The sequence below is a fragment of the Sphingorhabdus sp. 109 genome (assembly GCF_902506555.1).
Taxonomy (GTDB): Bacteria; Pseudomonadota; Alphaproteobacteria; order Sphingomonadales; family Sphingomonadaceae; genus Parasphingorhabdus.
Genome location: NZ_LR732707.1, coordinates 3520648 through 3533454 on the forward strand (window position 1 = coordinate 3520648; position 12807 = coordinate 3533454).

Consider the following 12807-nt stretch of genomic DNA (forward strand, 5'->3'; position numbering starts at 1 on the left):
TTTAAGTACCCTTCCGATTGTCGGCGCCGACACCGGACACGCGGGCAATCGCCTGTGCCAGAGAAGCACCCGCTTCCTGCTCAGCTTCGATCGCAGCATAAACATCGGGCGAAGAAGAATAGATACAGGCGGAATAAGGATCAAGAACTAGCCTGCCGATCGCTTGCGTTTCCGGGCCTTTGATAAAGACCTCGCTATATTCCTCGCCCGAACGTTTCAAACTGCGGATCAGCGTTTCAGTGCGATCATCCATGTCGAGGCGGTCGTTCTTGCGGAAATCAGCAATGGTTTCCGGCTTTTGCTGGAGCACCAGCATCCAGTCGCTATTTTCGAGCGCTGCGGTTGCGCCGTCCGATTTATAATAATCATTGAGTGACTGCGTGGCGGTAGCCAGCGCGCCGCCATATTTGCGCGCAGTACGCGCATAGGTTTCAACAAACTCTCCCATCGAGCCGCCTTTGAGGAGCGACCAGGCTTCATCGATGAGAAGTAATTTCTTGGTGCTGCGCGGGCTCTGGGTCATCGCCTGGCTGGTCATGAACATGATAGCGCACAGAATGACCGATCTCAGCTCCTCGCGCGTTGCTAGATCAGACATCTCAAATACGGTAAAATCATCATCGAGCGCGATACTGGCCTGACCTTCAAAAAAGCCGCCATAGCTACCCCCGCTCATATAGGGTCCGATGGCAACGCCCAGATCATCGGCGACAGGATTGGAAATGCCCGCGAATGCTGCTGCCACGTCATTGATCGTGCCGCCGCTGCCAAGCGCTTCCCAAACTGTTGTAACCGCCTGATCGATCAGACCGCGTTCGGTATCGGTAAGCCGGTCGCTGTGCCGCGCCATTTGACCGACAATCGCTTTGATCATTGCGATGCAGTCGAGTTTATAATCATCGTCTTCGGCAGCGCGCACATCATCAATCATCGAGAAGGGATTGAGCGAGAAACCGGATTTGAGGGTAAATTCTACAAATCGCCCGCCCTGCAATTTAACCGAATGTTCAAACGAGCGCCCGTCATCGATAACAACAACTTTTGCGCCGGCGCCGCGCAGGCTTGCGCACATTTCCTGAAGCAGCACCGATTTACCCGAACCGGATTTGCCGCAGATCGCCACATTATGATTGCCCGCGTCATTCTCGAACGGCGACCAGTAGAATGGCTGCCCGCGCCTACCGACCAGCAGCAGATGCGGGAGCGGCCCGCCCAGAAATTCGCCCTGCAACGGGGCAATATGAGCCGCGCTAGTCGAAAGCATGGTTTTAAGCCGCTTTAGACGTTTAAGATCATGGGCAAGACCATCGGCCAGTGTCATGGGCATGGCGGCGATCAGACCTTGGAGCTGGAGAAAGCGCTCGTCGGCCAAATCCCAACCAGCGGCCTTATAGATCGCTTTGATCGAGCGTTCATGAGCATCGCCAAGGCCAAGCGGCGAATAGCTGGTGACGCCATAAAACAGTTGCACGAGGCGTTTGCCAGCCTGCAATTCTGCCTGGACATGGCTCCATTCGGACGATTGCTGGGCGAGCTTGGGCAGAAACCGCGCGCTCTTGGATTGGCTGAGGCTGGTTGTGCGCATGAATTTGAAACCGGCTTTTGCCGAGGCACCCTCGCGGTCGGGGTAGACCAGACAAAGCATGGTCGCAGCCGGGCAGGGGAAGCGCAATTTGTCGGTGAACATGTCGCCGATGAGCCGCGCGCATTCCCAAGGCGCCCATCGTTCAGGCATTTGCCTGACGCCAAAATGCCGGATGTCAAAGGCATCGGGATAGATTGCGCCAATTTCCGGCGTGCCATCAGCGCTTCGGCCAATTTCCCGGAACCTTTCGGTGCGCAGGATCATCCGGTCATCTTCAACTTCGAGCTCAATATCCCGGCGGATGGCTTGGCTGGCAATATCATCGAGCGGATTGTAAACGGTTCGGTCTTCTTGCGGCGCTGTGGTGGGGGAAGTCAGGTCATCAACGAGCGCGATGAGTTCCTGCGGTTCCATTTCACCCGCATCAATGCCAAGAGACGTCAGTACGCCGACAAGCCCGTCGCGGCACTGCGCAAGTTCATTGTCATCAATGTTTGCGGTGTCTGGAACGCCCAGCGAGATAACCAAATTATGGCAGCGGGCATGAAACGGCGCATGGGCAGATCCGCTTTCCCAGACCAGATCATAAAGCCTTTTTGATCTGTGGCGCGCCATTGCTTCATATACGCCGCCCTGTGCGTAGCGCTTGGCAAACCACGGGGCGACTACCTGGCCAATGCGCGGGCTGGCAAAATGTAAAATCTGCAAGCACGCGCCTTCGGGCATGCCTTCTGAAAAAAACTGCCCCAATATTTCACCGGTGCGTTCATCCGCGCCAATCAGTGGCGCGGCCGACAATATAAACCCCTTGGAACGCGCGTTGCGATACAGCCGCGGTCCGGTATCAAACACCCGGTACGGCAGCCAGTCTGAAAGCATGTCGAGCGCGATGCTCGGTCTTTGATGGTCAGCGGTTTGCTGATCACCAAACAGGCCCGATAACAGTTTTGCGCGCGCAGATGGAATGGAGAAGTTCATCGTCCCTTCTCCTCGCCAGGCCGTTTTTGGGCCCCGCGTATCTTGGCGGCTTCGATGGCTTCAATGCTCGGAAAACCATCTTTCGTGATTGCTCTCAAAACAGGGTGAGGGGTTCGACTTGCTGGGGGAGGGAGCCCATCGAACCCCTCGATTGCCGGCATGTTTGCCCCGGCAATTGCCTCTCGCACGGTCAAGGGGTACGAACCACGCGAGGGCAAATTGTATGAACTTTTGAGAAATGGATCAACGGCGCTTGTAATGTCCGGCTGCGTTTCGACGGTGCTATCGTCTGCGTTAAGAACGCCACTGATATTGTCTTTGGATGCTTGCTTGGCTTGATCTGAGATATCGCGTGCCATTTGCTTGGCGATATTAGTATCACCACTAGCCAATGTGGCAGCCCAGTCGGGAGATCTTGCGACGACGTGCACGCTGCGGGCTTCATGCAAATTGCCCGATGCATCGACAAATCCGGGAAAGACAATTTTCAGAACACGCTCGCCGGTCCGCGAGGTTTGCGCCGCCGATATCAGACTCCGCCTGCCATTTGGCTGAGGTTGATCGAGCATTGCGGCACTCGCCGCTGCATCAATTTGCGACGTTGGCGTGCAGCTACCGCCCGGCGCCTTGCAATCAAAACTGCCGCTAATATTGCTGCCCAGACTAGCACAGGATGACAGTGAGACGCATGAAAACGCAAACAAGCCCAATGGAAAGCGCGCGCGCGTCATTTTGCACCTTTTGCATTTGAGCCAAGGAACGCGCGGATTTCGGCAGCGCTGCGATACCCTTCGAGCACCGCGCCGTCACTTGCGCGCACCATGACCGGCGTCCCGGAAAAACCGTGGCTGCTTGCAAAGGCCTCATTGGCATCGAGACCCGATGTGTCGCATGATTTTTGTGGTTTTGGCGTTTCGCCGGAATAGGCTTGATGCAGCGCCTTTGCAGGATCACGCGAACAAATCACCGCTTCGGCCAGTCTCCGGCTCTTCTCGCCAAAAATCGAAATGGGCCGCTCTTCGACGCGCACGCGTGCTTTTTTGAGTTCAGCCGTCAGCCGCTTGCAATAGCTGCAATTGAAATCCGAAAAGACGATGAGTTTGGGGCCGGATTTGGCCCCCCAATGGATGGCTCCCAATGGCTTTAAGTCTGCGACGGGAACTTTGGATGCGCGTTCTTTAGCTGGCTGTTTTGAGGCCGTTGGTCCACTGTCATTTGCACGCGCGGAACCTGCGACCAGCAGCTGCGGATTAAGCTCCAGCAGTTTGGCCGCCGTCAGGTCGGCCCGGCTTTCCATGTCGTACAGACGGCCGACAAATAGGTAGCGCGCGCGTTCATCAATATAGAATAATGTCTTTTCGGATACGACTTCGCACAGGCCGCCAAAGCCCTTGCAGGTGAGGCTGGTAATGGGTGTTTTTGGCAGGCGCAGTGCGATTGCCGTTCTGACATCCTCGAGTACAGCAGCGGCATTGGCTGGAGCCGAGATGAAGCTGGCTGCAACAAGGCCCGAAACCATCCCGCCGCTTGCGACGGCAAGCGTAATGGCGGCGGCCCGAGACTTGAAACTCCGTATCTCGGTTTTGAAATTGGAAAAGATCACTTTTTTTCACTCCTTACATGGACGCCGTCGAGAAAGACGATCTCGACATCGATGCCGGTCGGCATCTCGACGACAGGTTGATATTGTTCGGCTCGTTCGATGAGATATTTGGAGACGGTATCGGCGGCATCGCCAGCGCCCTGACCAAGGCCGCCGGTCAATATGTCCGCGCCCGAAAGGCTATCGCGTTTCCCGTCCGCGCCAATCTGACCGGAAAATATGCCGTTGGCATTGGCGGAAAAGCCGCGCCCAAACCCGCCGACAATCCCGGCAAGCAGGGCTTGACTGACAAGATTGCCTTCGCGGCTGACAACGCGGCCGCGCACGCCGGATTTACCGGCAAAGCTGATAAAGCCTTTAACCTCGCTGACGGCGACCCGCCCGCCGGGCTGATCGCAGGTCATACGCGCAAGCTTCACATAAACTTTTTCAGCCGAGAGATCGCCGCGAGCCGCGCCGTTGACGATGCATCCAGTGATATTTGTCGTAAGCAATTTGCCGTTTTTGACCACCGAACGGGCAGGGCCGGTAATCCTGAGTACCACCGGCAAGGGGTCGCTCTGACTGGCAACCCCGACCGAGGCATCAACGCCAACAATAACTTTTGCCGGTGCATAGCTATTGGGTGGTAGATATTCCGGGCTGTCTTCAACCAGCAGCGGTGATGTTTCAGATGTGCGCTTCTTGGAAGATTTTGATCCCTGCTCGGTGCTTCCGAAATTGAGTATTTTGACTGCGCCGGATGGAGAACCACCAGGCGTGATTTCTGTACCATCGGGTGATCCAAGCGATGACGACTGGCGGTTAAAATCGCTTGCCTGCGGCCCATAGGTCGGCGGTGTCGCCAGCGGCGGTGTTGCGGCTTTCTCTTCCAGCTGCGTCTTTAGACCCGCGTTTTCCGCAGAGATCGCATCGATAGCCGCTTGCCCGTTGGTGCGCATTTCGCTGTTCTCAAGCCGAAGAGCTTCAATCTTATCTTCTATCTCGCGTGTAGGGAGCTGCGCTTCCTTGAGAGCCTTTTGATCCTGGGTAAGTTTATTAAGCCGGTTTTCATAAGCCGCGACAAACTCGCGCTGGGAAAGATTGCGGTTGACCAGACTGCCAGCATCAATGGTCACTATGCCGCTTTCTTGCGTACCTTTTTCATCGCCATCACCTGCAAACAGAAACCAACCGCCTGCGATCAGCGCGAGACTGCCAATACCGGCGAGCAGCATATTTTGCCGGCGCGCGATCTTCTTGTTGAGGCCGACGCGCGCATGTCCGGGTTCTGCCTCTATGTCCGGAATTTGGGTTGCCGTTTTGACGTCGCTCATTGGTCTGCCCCCCGGGTCGCGGTGACAACAAAGGCCGATGTGCTTGTTCCGGCTTTCAGTGTGTTTTGGGCAAAGGAAATTGCGCGCGCGGATTTTGGTGCGAGCTCTTCTTCATTGAGCTCGACTGCTATTTTTCCGCGATTGGTGAGAATGAACTGCTGCGCGTTGTAATTAGCTCCGCGATATTCCGCGATGAGCTGGACTTCGATGGATCCGGTTCGAACCGGGCGCGTCATCCGCTGGCGCACGCTATAACCGGGAGGCGCTTTCCCCTCCGCCACCGCTTTGACCAAAGCGATGATGGTCTGCTCTTCGCTTCTTTCGTTTTCCCAAGTCTCCGCCTCCGGTTTTGCAAGGGCGGGATTGGTTATAAAAAGCTGATGCGCTTCAACAGGGGCCGTGTGGCAGGCAAATTTATAGACAAAACCCTGTTTGCTGGTGGCGAAGAAACTAACGCTGTCGCTGGCGAAGCTGGGCGGTACGGAAATATAGATATCGCCGCGCACCGGTTCATGGGTCACCCCGAAATCATTATAGGGATAGCCCGAAGCGATTTTTGAAACGCTGGAAAATTCGTCACCAACCAGCGCTATGCGCGTGAGTTCATCGCGCGATAATGTGCAGTCAATCTTTGCATTGTCCGCCGCCTCGATAAACTGGTCCGCCAAAGCGGGTGATGCGCTGACCGAAAGTGCGGTAATAAGTAATGCCAAGCCAAGAGTTTTGAACCCTGTATCGGGAAGCCGCGTAACGCCCCAGCTGATGCTCGCCATGCCGCCGCCCACAAGACAGGCGGGCAGGGATGTTAATATGCTGCTCATAACGAGGCATCCTTTTCGATTGATTTTTGCTGAATTTGTTGATCGCGCTCGGTTGGGACCTGCGCAAAACCGGTCAGCGCAAGCCGAAGGCCTGAGTAGGTCCAGCTAAAGATAAATTTGCGCTCCTCGCTGGCGATTACCTGCGCGCCGACAAACGTCTTGAGCGTTCCGGTCACTTCAGACTTGAGTTCTTTCGGATCGATGACGAGCGAACGGATGACAAACGCCTGGGCAATATCGGAGCCGCGTTGTTCGGAAACGATTTGGACCAATTCTGATTTGAGGCGGCCATGGGCACTGGGATCGGCTAGCTTGAGAATCTGTTCCATCCAGTAATCAAGCCCTTCAGGGCTACGGTTGAGCAGCATGAGAGCGGTATCTCGGGTGACGAGCTCCAAATATTCATGGGACACGCCTGCGCTCGATAAAGTCAGCGATTGTCCGGTCACAGGTACCAGCACGATTTCACGTGACTGCATTGATCCAGCTGCAATGGCGGCCAGACTGGTGACCGCTAGCCCTGCGGCTGCGAGCGCAAGCCAGTTGCGTTGCCGGAGCAGACGCTGCGCCGATTGATGTGCTATTTGTGCTTCCATCTTCTCCTCCTTCAACCGGCCAGAAGTCGGCAATAGGAGGGCGGCGTCGCTTTCAATCCCAGAAATGATCCGGGCAGATACCAGTAGACAGCATGAAGGAGCTGCGCGTTCGCACCGCCAGATTTTGCTTTTCGAAGGGCAAACCAGGCGACAAATGCTAGTGCGATTCCTACAAAAATATGCTGCGCTAATATGCCCCAGGCGAACGGGATGATCAGGCCAAGAAACTCGTCGATCGTCCAAAATCCGATGAGTTCGGGATCATCAAGCCGCCGGGGCAAAAGATATCTGTCAGCCATTTGTGCCGCCCTCCTTGCCGGTCGCAGTCGTTAAATGACTGCCGTGACAACAGAGGTGACGATGGGAACGCCGGTCCCGACGCCGATACCGACGCCTACGGGTACCGCGATTTGCCCCAATGAAAAGCGTCCGGATGCAAGACCAATAAGCCCCGCAGCCAGACTGAGAACGGTAATGATCTTGCCACCAGAACCTTCTAGAAAGTCAGTAAATTTTGCTAGCGCAGGATCAAAGGTATTGTCCGCGCCTGCATAGGCAGCCGTTGCACAGAGAAGCGCTATAGCTGCTGGAATGAGATAATCGGATGCGCGCCGGTGTGTTTGAGAAATATTGGTCATGGAAAATCACTTTCGCTTGAGAAACATGAAACAGCATGTGTTCGCTGTATGTTCTAAGTGCGCGATTGACCCGCCTGTAGGAAAACAGGAAATGGGAAAATAGGTGCCTTCCAAGCAAAAAGCGACATTCTGGATGGCAAATGGGCATAGCCGAACAGCGATTGCGCTAATCTGCCCGGAACTGTTCAGGCCAGCACAGCTGCTGCGCTAGTTTGAACAGAAGATGTTTTCAGCTGAACAGGAAATACGAATCGAGTGATTCGAAACTTCCTATTTGTTCTTTTTATGTTCTTTTCATTTTCCTACAGGTGCGCCTTCAAGATATCAGGTGATTCGTTCTCTTAAAGACAGGATGAATGACATGACTGAACTGAATAGAATTTCCGAAGCGCATATCAAAGCCGGCGTATCTATGCTGCTTAATCAGGCGGCCTCAACATCAGGCCGTTCTCAAGTGCGCATTGCGCGCGAGGCTGAAATTGACCGGGGCACGATGCGGCGTATCTTGGCCGGCAAACGCGAAGCTACGGTAAGCGAAGCGTTGCGTATATTATATGGCACGGGCGCATCGCCGCATGCCCATTTGCTTCTTTATCTAGCTTCAGATCAGGACAAGGCATCACGCTGGATGCAAACGGATCTAGCCTTGTTTTTTGAAGAACTGGTTCGCCATTTGCCAGATGTCCTAGAAACCCAGCTTGGTGATCACCTCCACGGTGTCAAACCGCATTGGGCGAAGGGGACTGCTCAACGCGTCGCGCGACTGCTCGCTGAGCACATGGACGACCTCGCCCGGAAGGATACGCTTCTGGGCGATGGCTTCGATCGCGCACATGGAGGCGGATATGCTTGATATTGAGCCAAATAAACTGCCAGATCCGCCTGCGGCACGTTTGCTCCGTCTGAAAGAAGTCCAGCACCGTGTCGGACTAGGACGATCAACCATCTATCGCTGGATGGACGATGGGAAATTTCCTAGGCCTCATTCAATAGGCGGTTACAGCGTCAGGTGGCTAGAAAGCGATATTAACGGATGGATCACCTCAAAGACATCGCTCGACGCTACAAGCTAGAACTTTCGGAATTCCACAAATTTTTTTCCGTCGGATACTAAACGCGTTGTGTCGCTCACAAATAAACTGGATGGAGCAAACAGCGTGAACGATACAGTTGCTATAACATGTTTTGAGCACGCTGCCATTCATAGCAGTGACGCGTGCTGTCAAACTGATGGAACAGGCCTTCAATCGCTCCCGCTTTGACCAGCGCCTTGCGGTACAGCCATAGCGTCTTGGCATTGGGCACCGCGTCCTCAAGGCCAAGGCCAACAAACCGTATGAAGGAGAGCCGGTCCCGCAGCTGATATTCCATCGCATCGTCCGACAAATTGTAGAGCGCCTGCAACACCAAGGCCTTGAAGATCAGCACTTCATCCCAAGGCTTGCGGCCCGCCGCATTCTTGCGATCATCCGCCATTTTGCGCAGACCGCTTTTCACCAGGGCCGCCTTCAGATTCACGCGGAACAGCTCAAACGGCACCGCTACCAATATCGCCACCAAAGGATCAGACTTTGCGTCCAGACCTTAATGCCGCTGCTGCAAATCAAAAAATCCCGGCTGGCCCATGATCCAAGTTCCCTCGCTGCATCAGCATCCTTGAACCGGATTTCAATCCCCAAGGGAAGGGCCCATTTCTCGACGTGGCCATCAAATGTCGAACCACCGTCTGCACGCACGGCTAAAACTGGTCCGGTCGGTATAGCCCAATGCTTCCGATATGGCCTCTTTCGACATTTTATCTTGCCCCAACATTTTTGTTGCTCGTTCTTTCAGATGATCATCCAACATCGTTCGAAATGAAGTTTGATTTGCCGTGAGCTTCCTGACGAGAGAGCGCCGCGAGAGACCGAGTTCATCTGCGACAAATTGTGCGCTGGGTCTTATGTGGTTTTGACTAGAGAGCAGACGTCTTACATCCTCAACAATCCAGTTGTGATGTGACAATTGCTCGGTTTCGGATTGCAGTTGTTCGACAGTGTTCTTGAAAAGCAAAGGGTCATGAAAGGGCAGTACCAAGGAGCAAGTTTCGTTTGTGAAGGTCATGGTGAATTGGGTGCCGCCAAATTGAGTTGGGACACCGAACGCATCTTCCAATGACTGTTTGTGCTGAAACGTTCGATTTGGCATTTCGAAAGTAACACCACTCAGCCTATCGTCGGTGATTTGATTAAGGATTGCGGTGGTGCTCAGCATAATGAACTCGGCTAGTGCCTGCCAGACTGAATCTTCCATTGAAACGGAGGGCTGAATTTTTAACGCGGTGGTTTTGGACCATACGTTTTTATTTATAACCGCGAACGGTGCCCTTACTCGGCCAAAACGCGCAAAGACATTAAGCGCATCCCCCAATGTCCTAGCACTACGCGCCGCAACATCGATGGTTCCATGCATTTGACTTCGCCATGCAAATGATGCTTCAATCGGCCATTCTGGACCCACCTGCTTATTGAGAGCTTCAATCAACGCAAATAACGACTGAATGTCGGTTTGGGCAATGCCGGAATTTGTTTCTAGTTTTGCCAGATCCAGCGAAATAGCATCATCGTCTAGCACGTCCCTATATTGCCGAATCAACGCATTGACGTAAGTTGCTGGGATACGAAGATGGGCACCTGCTGACATGGTTGGCGCAAAATGCCACGAATTTGGCGCAATGGGAACTATATTCGTCTGCGACGCTCTTCTATTTGCAAAACTCAATTGGGGAAAAAGGGACGAGCCATGAATATGTTTATAGCCACTGCGAAAGATGGGTCTGAAATTCGATACAAGGATGGAAAACGTTTCCTTTATCTTTGGTCCATGTTTTTCCCCCTTGTTCCGGCGATAGCTGCGGCTCTCTATTTTACCCAGATCGGAGTGTGGTCCACTTTTATCCCGCTGATATACCTATATGTTTTTGTTCCGATAGTGGATGCGATCATTGGTGAAGATGGTCACAATCCGCCGGACGAAGTCATCTCGGCGATGGCAGCTGATCGTTTTTATAGTTGGATGGTTAGAGCTACCGTTCCATTTTTGTGGCTCAGCTTTATCGCAACCGCTATGCTGGTTGGCACACAGGAGCTCCCTTGGTGGTCCATAATAGCTTTGGTTGTCGGCGTCGGTTCGGTAAGCGGTAATTCGATCACTATTGGTCATGAGCTTGGACATAAAAGCAACAAACTCGATCAAAAGCTCGCCATGTGGGCCAACGCAGTTATCGGTTATGCCCATTTTCGCGTGGAACATAATCATGGGCATCATATGCTGGTGTCAACTCCTGAAGATCCTGCCAGTTCACGTATGGGTGAATCGATTTATCGCTTCGTCCTGCGCGAAATTCCTGGTGCCTTGAAAAATGGTTGGTCAACGGAAGCAACGCGCCTCAATAAAAAAGGAAAGTCGTCTTTTTCACTGGACAATGAGATCTTGCAGGGCTGGATGATCACTCTAGCGGCAACGGTGATCCTAACCGCACATCTGGGTTGGATGATTGCTCCATTCATTCTTGTCCACCATATATTTGGATGGTACGGGCTAACTCAAGCCAACTATGTAGAGCATTATGGTTTACTGCGCCAGAAACACGAAAATGGTCGCTATGAAACATGTCAGCCACATCATTCCTGGAATACCAATCATATCTTTTCCAATTTAATGACCTTTCATTTACAACGGCATTCTGACCATCATGCTAATCCGATGCGCCCTTATCAAACGTTGCGAGATTTTGCCGATTTGCCTCGTTTGCCGAGTGGCTATCCCGGAATGTTTTTACTGGCAGCGATCCCGCCTCTATTCTTCAGAGTGATGGACCCCAAAGTAATGGAATGGGCCGACGGCGACCTCAGTAAAGTCAATATCTTGTCAGACAAGAAAAATCGATTGGAACAACAATGGAATAAGGTAACAGAGGCGCCAACGCCAACCTGATTGTGGGCCACCTCGAACAATACCGATTTCCGGCTGATATAGCGATTTGATATCCTCACTGGGCCAGAAGTCGGATCATTTTGGGTTTCCCCCAGCCTGTTTTGGGTTGATGCAGCCTGTCTTTCTGGCCTTTGGCCTCAGGTAGCGACGATTGCCGCCCGTTCGAGCACGACCAGACGGCGCATGTTGTAAGCCAGATTTTGCATCCCGATCTTCGTAGTCGCCCGCAGGATGCCGATGGTGCGCACGAACTTGCCGCCCATGCTGTGCTGGCATCCGAACACATGTTCGACCCGCACACGCACTTTTGAGCGGGTCTTGTTGGCGGCTTCTTGGGCGCTGGTGAGCGGTTTGCCCCGTGATCCGCGCCGATGGATGTGGCTGGTCAGGCCGCGCTCGGCGAGCACCGCTTCACTAGCCTCGCTGCGGTAAGCGCTATCGGCCCAGACCCCGCTGGCAGTGTTTGCACGATCAAGCACATCATCCAGCTTCTGACTGTCATGCACCGAGGCGCTGCTGACGGCGTAGCGCCGCACCAGCTTGTGGCGGCGATCAACGTTGATGTGGTTCTTGTATCCAAAATGCGACTTGCCATGCTTCCTGGTCCTGCGCGCATCCTTGTCCTTCTGGCGGTTCTTGGCGGGGTGCGCCTCCCATCCCGCCGGGGTCCCGCCCGCTTTGATCTTCGCATTATCGTCACGCGAGCCCCGCTGATGCGGGGCAGGCACGATGGCGGCATCAATAATCTGACCGCCCATAGCCAGATAGCCTTGGTCCTTGAGATAGTTGTCAAACAAGTGAAACAGCTTGTCCACCGCCTTCGCTTGGGTCAGCGCCTCGCGGTAAAGCCATAATGTCTTGGCATCGGGCACCGCATCCTCCAGGCCGAGCCCGGCAAAACGCATGAATGAAAGCCGGTCGCGAAGCTGATATTCCATCGCATCATCCGACAGATTATAGAGCGCCTGAAGCACCAATATCTTGAAAATCAGAACCTCCTCCCAGGGTTTGCGCCCTGCGGCACTTTTGCGGTCCCCATCCGCCTTGCGCAAACCGCCTTTGACAAGCGCACGCTGAAGCTTCCCCCGGAACAACTCAAAGGGTACTGCCGCTGCTATCGCCACCAACGGATCACCCGCCGCGTCCAGACCTTCATAACGGCGGCTCAAATCAAAAAATCCTGGCTGACCCATGGTGTGAAATCCTTCCTCAGTTCAAATCTACTGAATCAGAAAATCGGCGCACACGAAAGGGTAATTTTCGAGGTGGCCTCAAGTTTGTGACCGCTGTGATGG

Annotated in this window: 13 protein-coding genes and 1 pseudogene; 3 read left to right on the top strand and 11 right to left on the bottom strand. The window is 53.8% G+C overall.

Annotated elements, in window-relative coordinates; genetic code table 11:
• Position 1: 1 nt before the first annotated feature.
• From traC to BOSE62_RS16800, 8 genes are read right to left on the bottom strand one after another with little or no spacing between them, the layout of a single operon-like run.
• A complete protein-coding gene (gene traC, locus BOSE62_RS16765; protein WP_089132061.1) occupies positions 2-2563 on the bottom strand; it encodes a type IV secretion system protein TraC in 2562 nt (853 codons plus the stop codon).
• Positions 2560-3294 (bottom strand): hypothetical protein, encoded by a 735-nt coding sequence (locus tag BOSE62_RS16770; protein ID WP_159647808.1) that lies wholly within the window; start codon positions 3292-3294, stop codon positions 2560-2562. Before BOSE62_RS16770 ends, traC begins: the two co-directional genes overlap by 4 nt.
• Positions 3291-4166 carry a DsbC family protein gene (locus tag BOSE62_RS16775; RefSeq protein WP_236554118.1) on the bottom strand — a complete coding sequence of 292 codons (876 nt, stop codon included), beginning with the start codon at positions 4164-4166 and terminating at the stop codon, positions 3291-3293. Before BOSE62_RS16775 ends, BOSE62_RS16770 begins: the two co-directional genes overlap by 4 nt.
• Positions 4163-5482, bottom strand: a complete 1320-nt coding sequence (locus BOSE62_RS16780; RefSeq protein WP_089132063.1) for a TrbI/VirB10 family protein — start codon at positions 5480-5482, stop codon at positions 4163-4165. Before BOSE62_RS16780 ends, BOSE62_RS16775 begins: the two co-directional genes overlap by 4 nt.
• The gene (locus BOSE62_RS16785; RefSeq protein WP_089132064.1) at positions 5479-6303 is read right to left on the bottom strand and encodes a type-F conjugative transfer system secretin TraK; all 825 of its coding nucleotides are present in this window, start codon (positions 6301-6303) and stop codon (positions 5479-5481) included. The genes BOSE62_RS16780 and BOSE62_RS16785 overlap by 4 nt, the downstream gene beginning before the upstream one ends.
• On the bottom strand, positions 6300-6899 hold the full coding sequence (locus BOSE62_RS16790; protein ID WP_089132065.1) for a type IV conjugative transfer system protein TraE: 600 nt from the start codon (positions 6897-6899) through the stop codon (positions 6300-6302). Before BOSE62_RS16790 ends, BOSE62_RS16785 begins: the two co-directional genes overlap by 4 nt.
• Positions 6900-6910: 11 nt before the next feature.
• On the bottom strand, positions 6911-7198 hold the full coding sequence (traL, locus tag BOSE62_RS16795) for a type IV conjugative transfer system protein TraL (RefSeq protein WP_089132066.1): 288 nt from the start codon (positions 7196-7198) through the stop codon (positions 6911-6913).
• A gap of 30 nt (positions 7199-7228) precedes the next feature.
• Positions 7229-7537, bottom strand: coding sequence for a TrbC/VirB2 family protein (locus BOSE62_RS16800; protein WP_089132067.1), 309 nt, complete (start codon positions 7535-7537; stop codon positions 7229-7231).
• Positions 7538-7898: 361 nt separating this feature from the next.
• On the opposite strand from BOSE62_RS16800, the gene BOSE62_RS16805 reads away from it, so the two are divergent.
• Positions 7899-8390: a hypothetical protein gene (locus tag BOSE62_RS16805; RefSeq protein WP_089134614.1), complete on the top strand. Its 492-nt coding sequence runs from the start codon at positions 7899-7901 to the stop codon at positions 8388-8390.
• Complete coding sequence (locus BOSE62_RS16810) at positions 8383-8610, top strand: helix-turn-helix transcriptional regulator (protein WP_089134615.1); 228 nt, start codon at positions 8383-8385, stop codon at positions 8608-8610. The genes BOSE62_RS16805 and BOSE62_RS16810 overlap by 8 nt, the downstream gene beginning before the upstream one ends.
• Before the next feature lie 148 nt (positions 8611-8758).
• Here the strand turns inward: BOSE62_RS16810 and BOSE62_RS16815 are convergent.
• Both BOSE62_RS16815 and BOSE62_RS16820 read right to left on the bottom strand, forming a co-directional pair.
• A pseudogene (locus BOSE62_RS16815) lies at positions 8759-9118 on the bottom strand (transposase); the annotation flags it as partial.
• Positions 9119-9244: 126 nt separating this feature from the next.
• Positions 9245-10219, bottom strand: a complete 975-nt coding sequence (locus BOSE62_RS16820) for an AraC family transcriptional regulator (protein ID WP_089132068.1) — start codon at positions 10217-10219, stop codon at positions 9245-9247.
• A gap of 99 nt (positions 10220-10318) precedes the next feature.
• Here BOSE62_RS16820 and BOSE62_RS16825 point away from each other — a divergent pair, with 99 nt between their 5' ends.
• Positions 10319-11512, top strand: coding sequence for an alkane 1-monooxygenase (locus BOSE62_RS16825; protein ID WP_089132069.1), 1194 nt, complete (start codon positions 10319-10321; stop codon positions 11510-11512).
• 137 nt (positions 11513-11649) lie between these two features.
• Here the strand turns inward: BOSE62_RS16825 and BOSE62_RS16830 are convergent, their stop codons facing one another.
• Positions 11650-12705, bottom strand: coding sequence for an IS5 family transposase (locus BOSE62_RS16830; RefSeq protein WP_089132070.1), 1056 nt, complete (start codon positions 12703-12705; stop codon positions 11650-11652).
• Between the last annotated feature and the right edge of the window lie 102 nt (positions 12706-12807).

Excerpts from the sequence above, each read along its gene's own strand:
- traC (WP_089132061.1), bottom strand. The coding sequence starts at position 2,563 with ATGAACTTCTCCATTCCATCTGCGCGCGCAAAACTGTTATCGGGCCTG.
- BOSE62_RS16770 (WP_159647808.1), bottom strand. The coding sequence starts at position 3,294 with ATGACGCGCGCGCGCTTTCCATTGGGCTTGTTTGCGTTTTCATGCGTC.
- BOSE62_RS16780 (WP_089132063.1), bottom strand. The coding sequence starts at position 5,482 with ATGAGCGACGTCAAAACGGCAACCCAAATTCCGGACATAGAGGCAGAA.
- BOSE62_RS16785 (WP_089132064.1), bottom strand. The coding sequence starts at position 6,303 with ATGAGCAGCATATTAACATCCCTGCCCGCCTGTCTTGTGGGCGGCGGC.
- BOSE62_RS16790 (WP_089132065.1), bottom strand. The coding sequence starts at position 6,899 with ATGGAAGCACAAATAGCACATCAATCGGCGCAGCGTCTGCTCCGGCAA.
- traL (WP_089132066.1), bottom strand. The coding sequence starts at position 7,198 with ATGGCTGACAGATATCTTTTGCCCCGGCGGCTTGATGATCCCGAACTC.
- BOSE62_RS16800 (WP_089132067.1), bottom strand. The coding sequence starts at position 7,537 with ATGACCAATATTTCTCAAACACACCGGCGCGCATCCGATTATCTCATT.
- BOSE62_RS16805 (WP_089134614.1), top strand. The coding sequence starts at position 7,899 with ATGACTGAACTGAATAGAATTTCCGAAGCGCATATCAAAGCCGGCGTA.
- BOSE62_RS16810 (WP_089134615.1), top strand. The coding sequence starts at position 8,383 with ATGCTTGATATTGAGCCAAATAAACTGCCAGATCCGCCTGCGGCACGT.
- BOSE62_RS16820 (WP_089132068.1), bottom strand. The coding sequence starts at position 10,219 with ATGTCAGCAGGTGCCCATCTTCGTATCCCAGCAACTTACGTCAATGCG.
- BOSE62_RS16825 (WP_089132069.1), top strand. The coding sequence starts at position 10,319 with ATGAATATGTTTATAGCCACTGCGAAAGATGGGTCTGAAATTCGATAC.
- BOSE62_RS16830 (WP_089132070.1), bottom strand. The coding sequence starts at position 12,705 with ATGGGTCAGCCAGGATTTTTTGATTTGAGCCGCCGTTATGAAGGTCTG.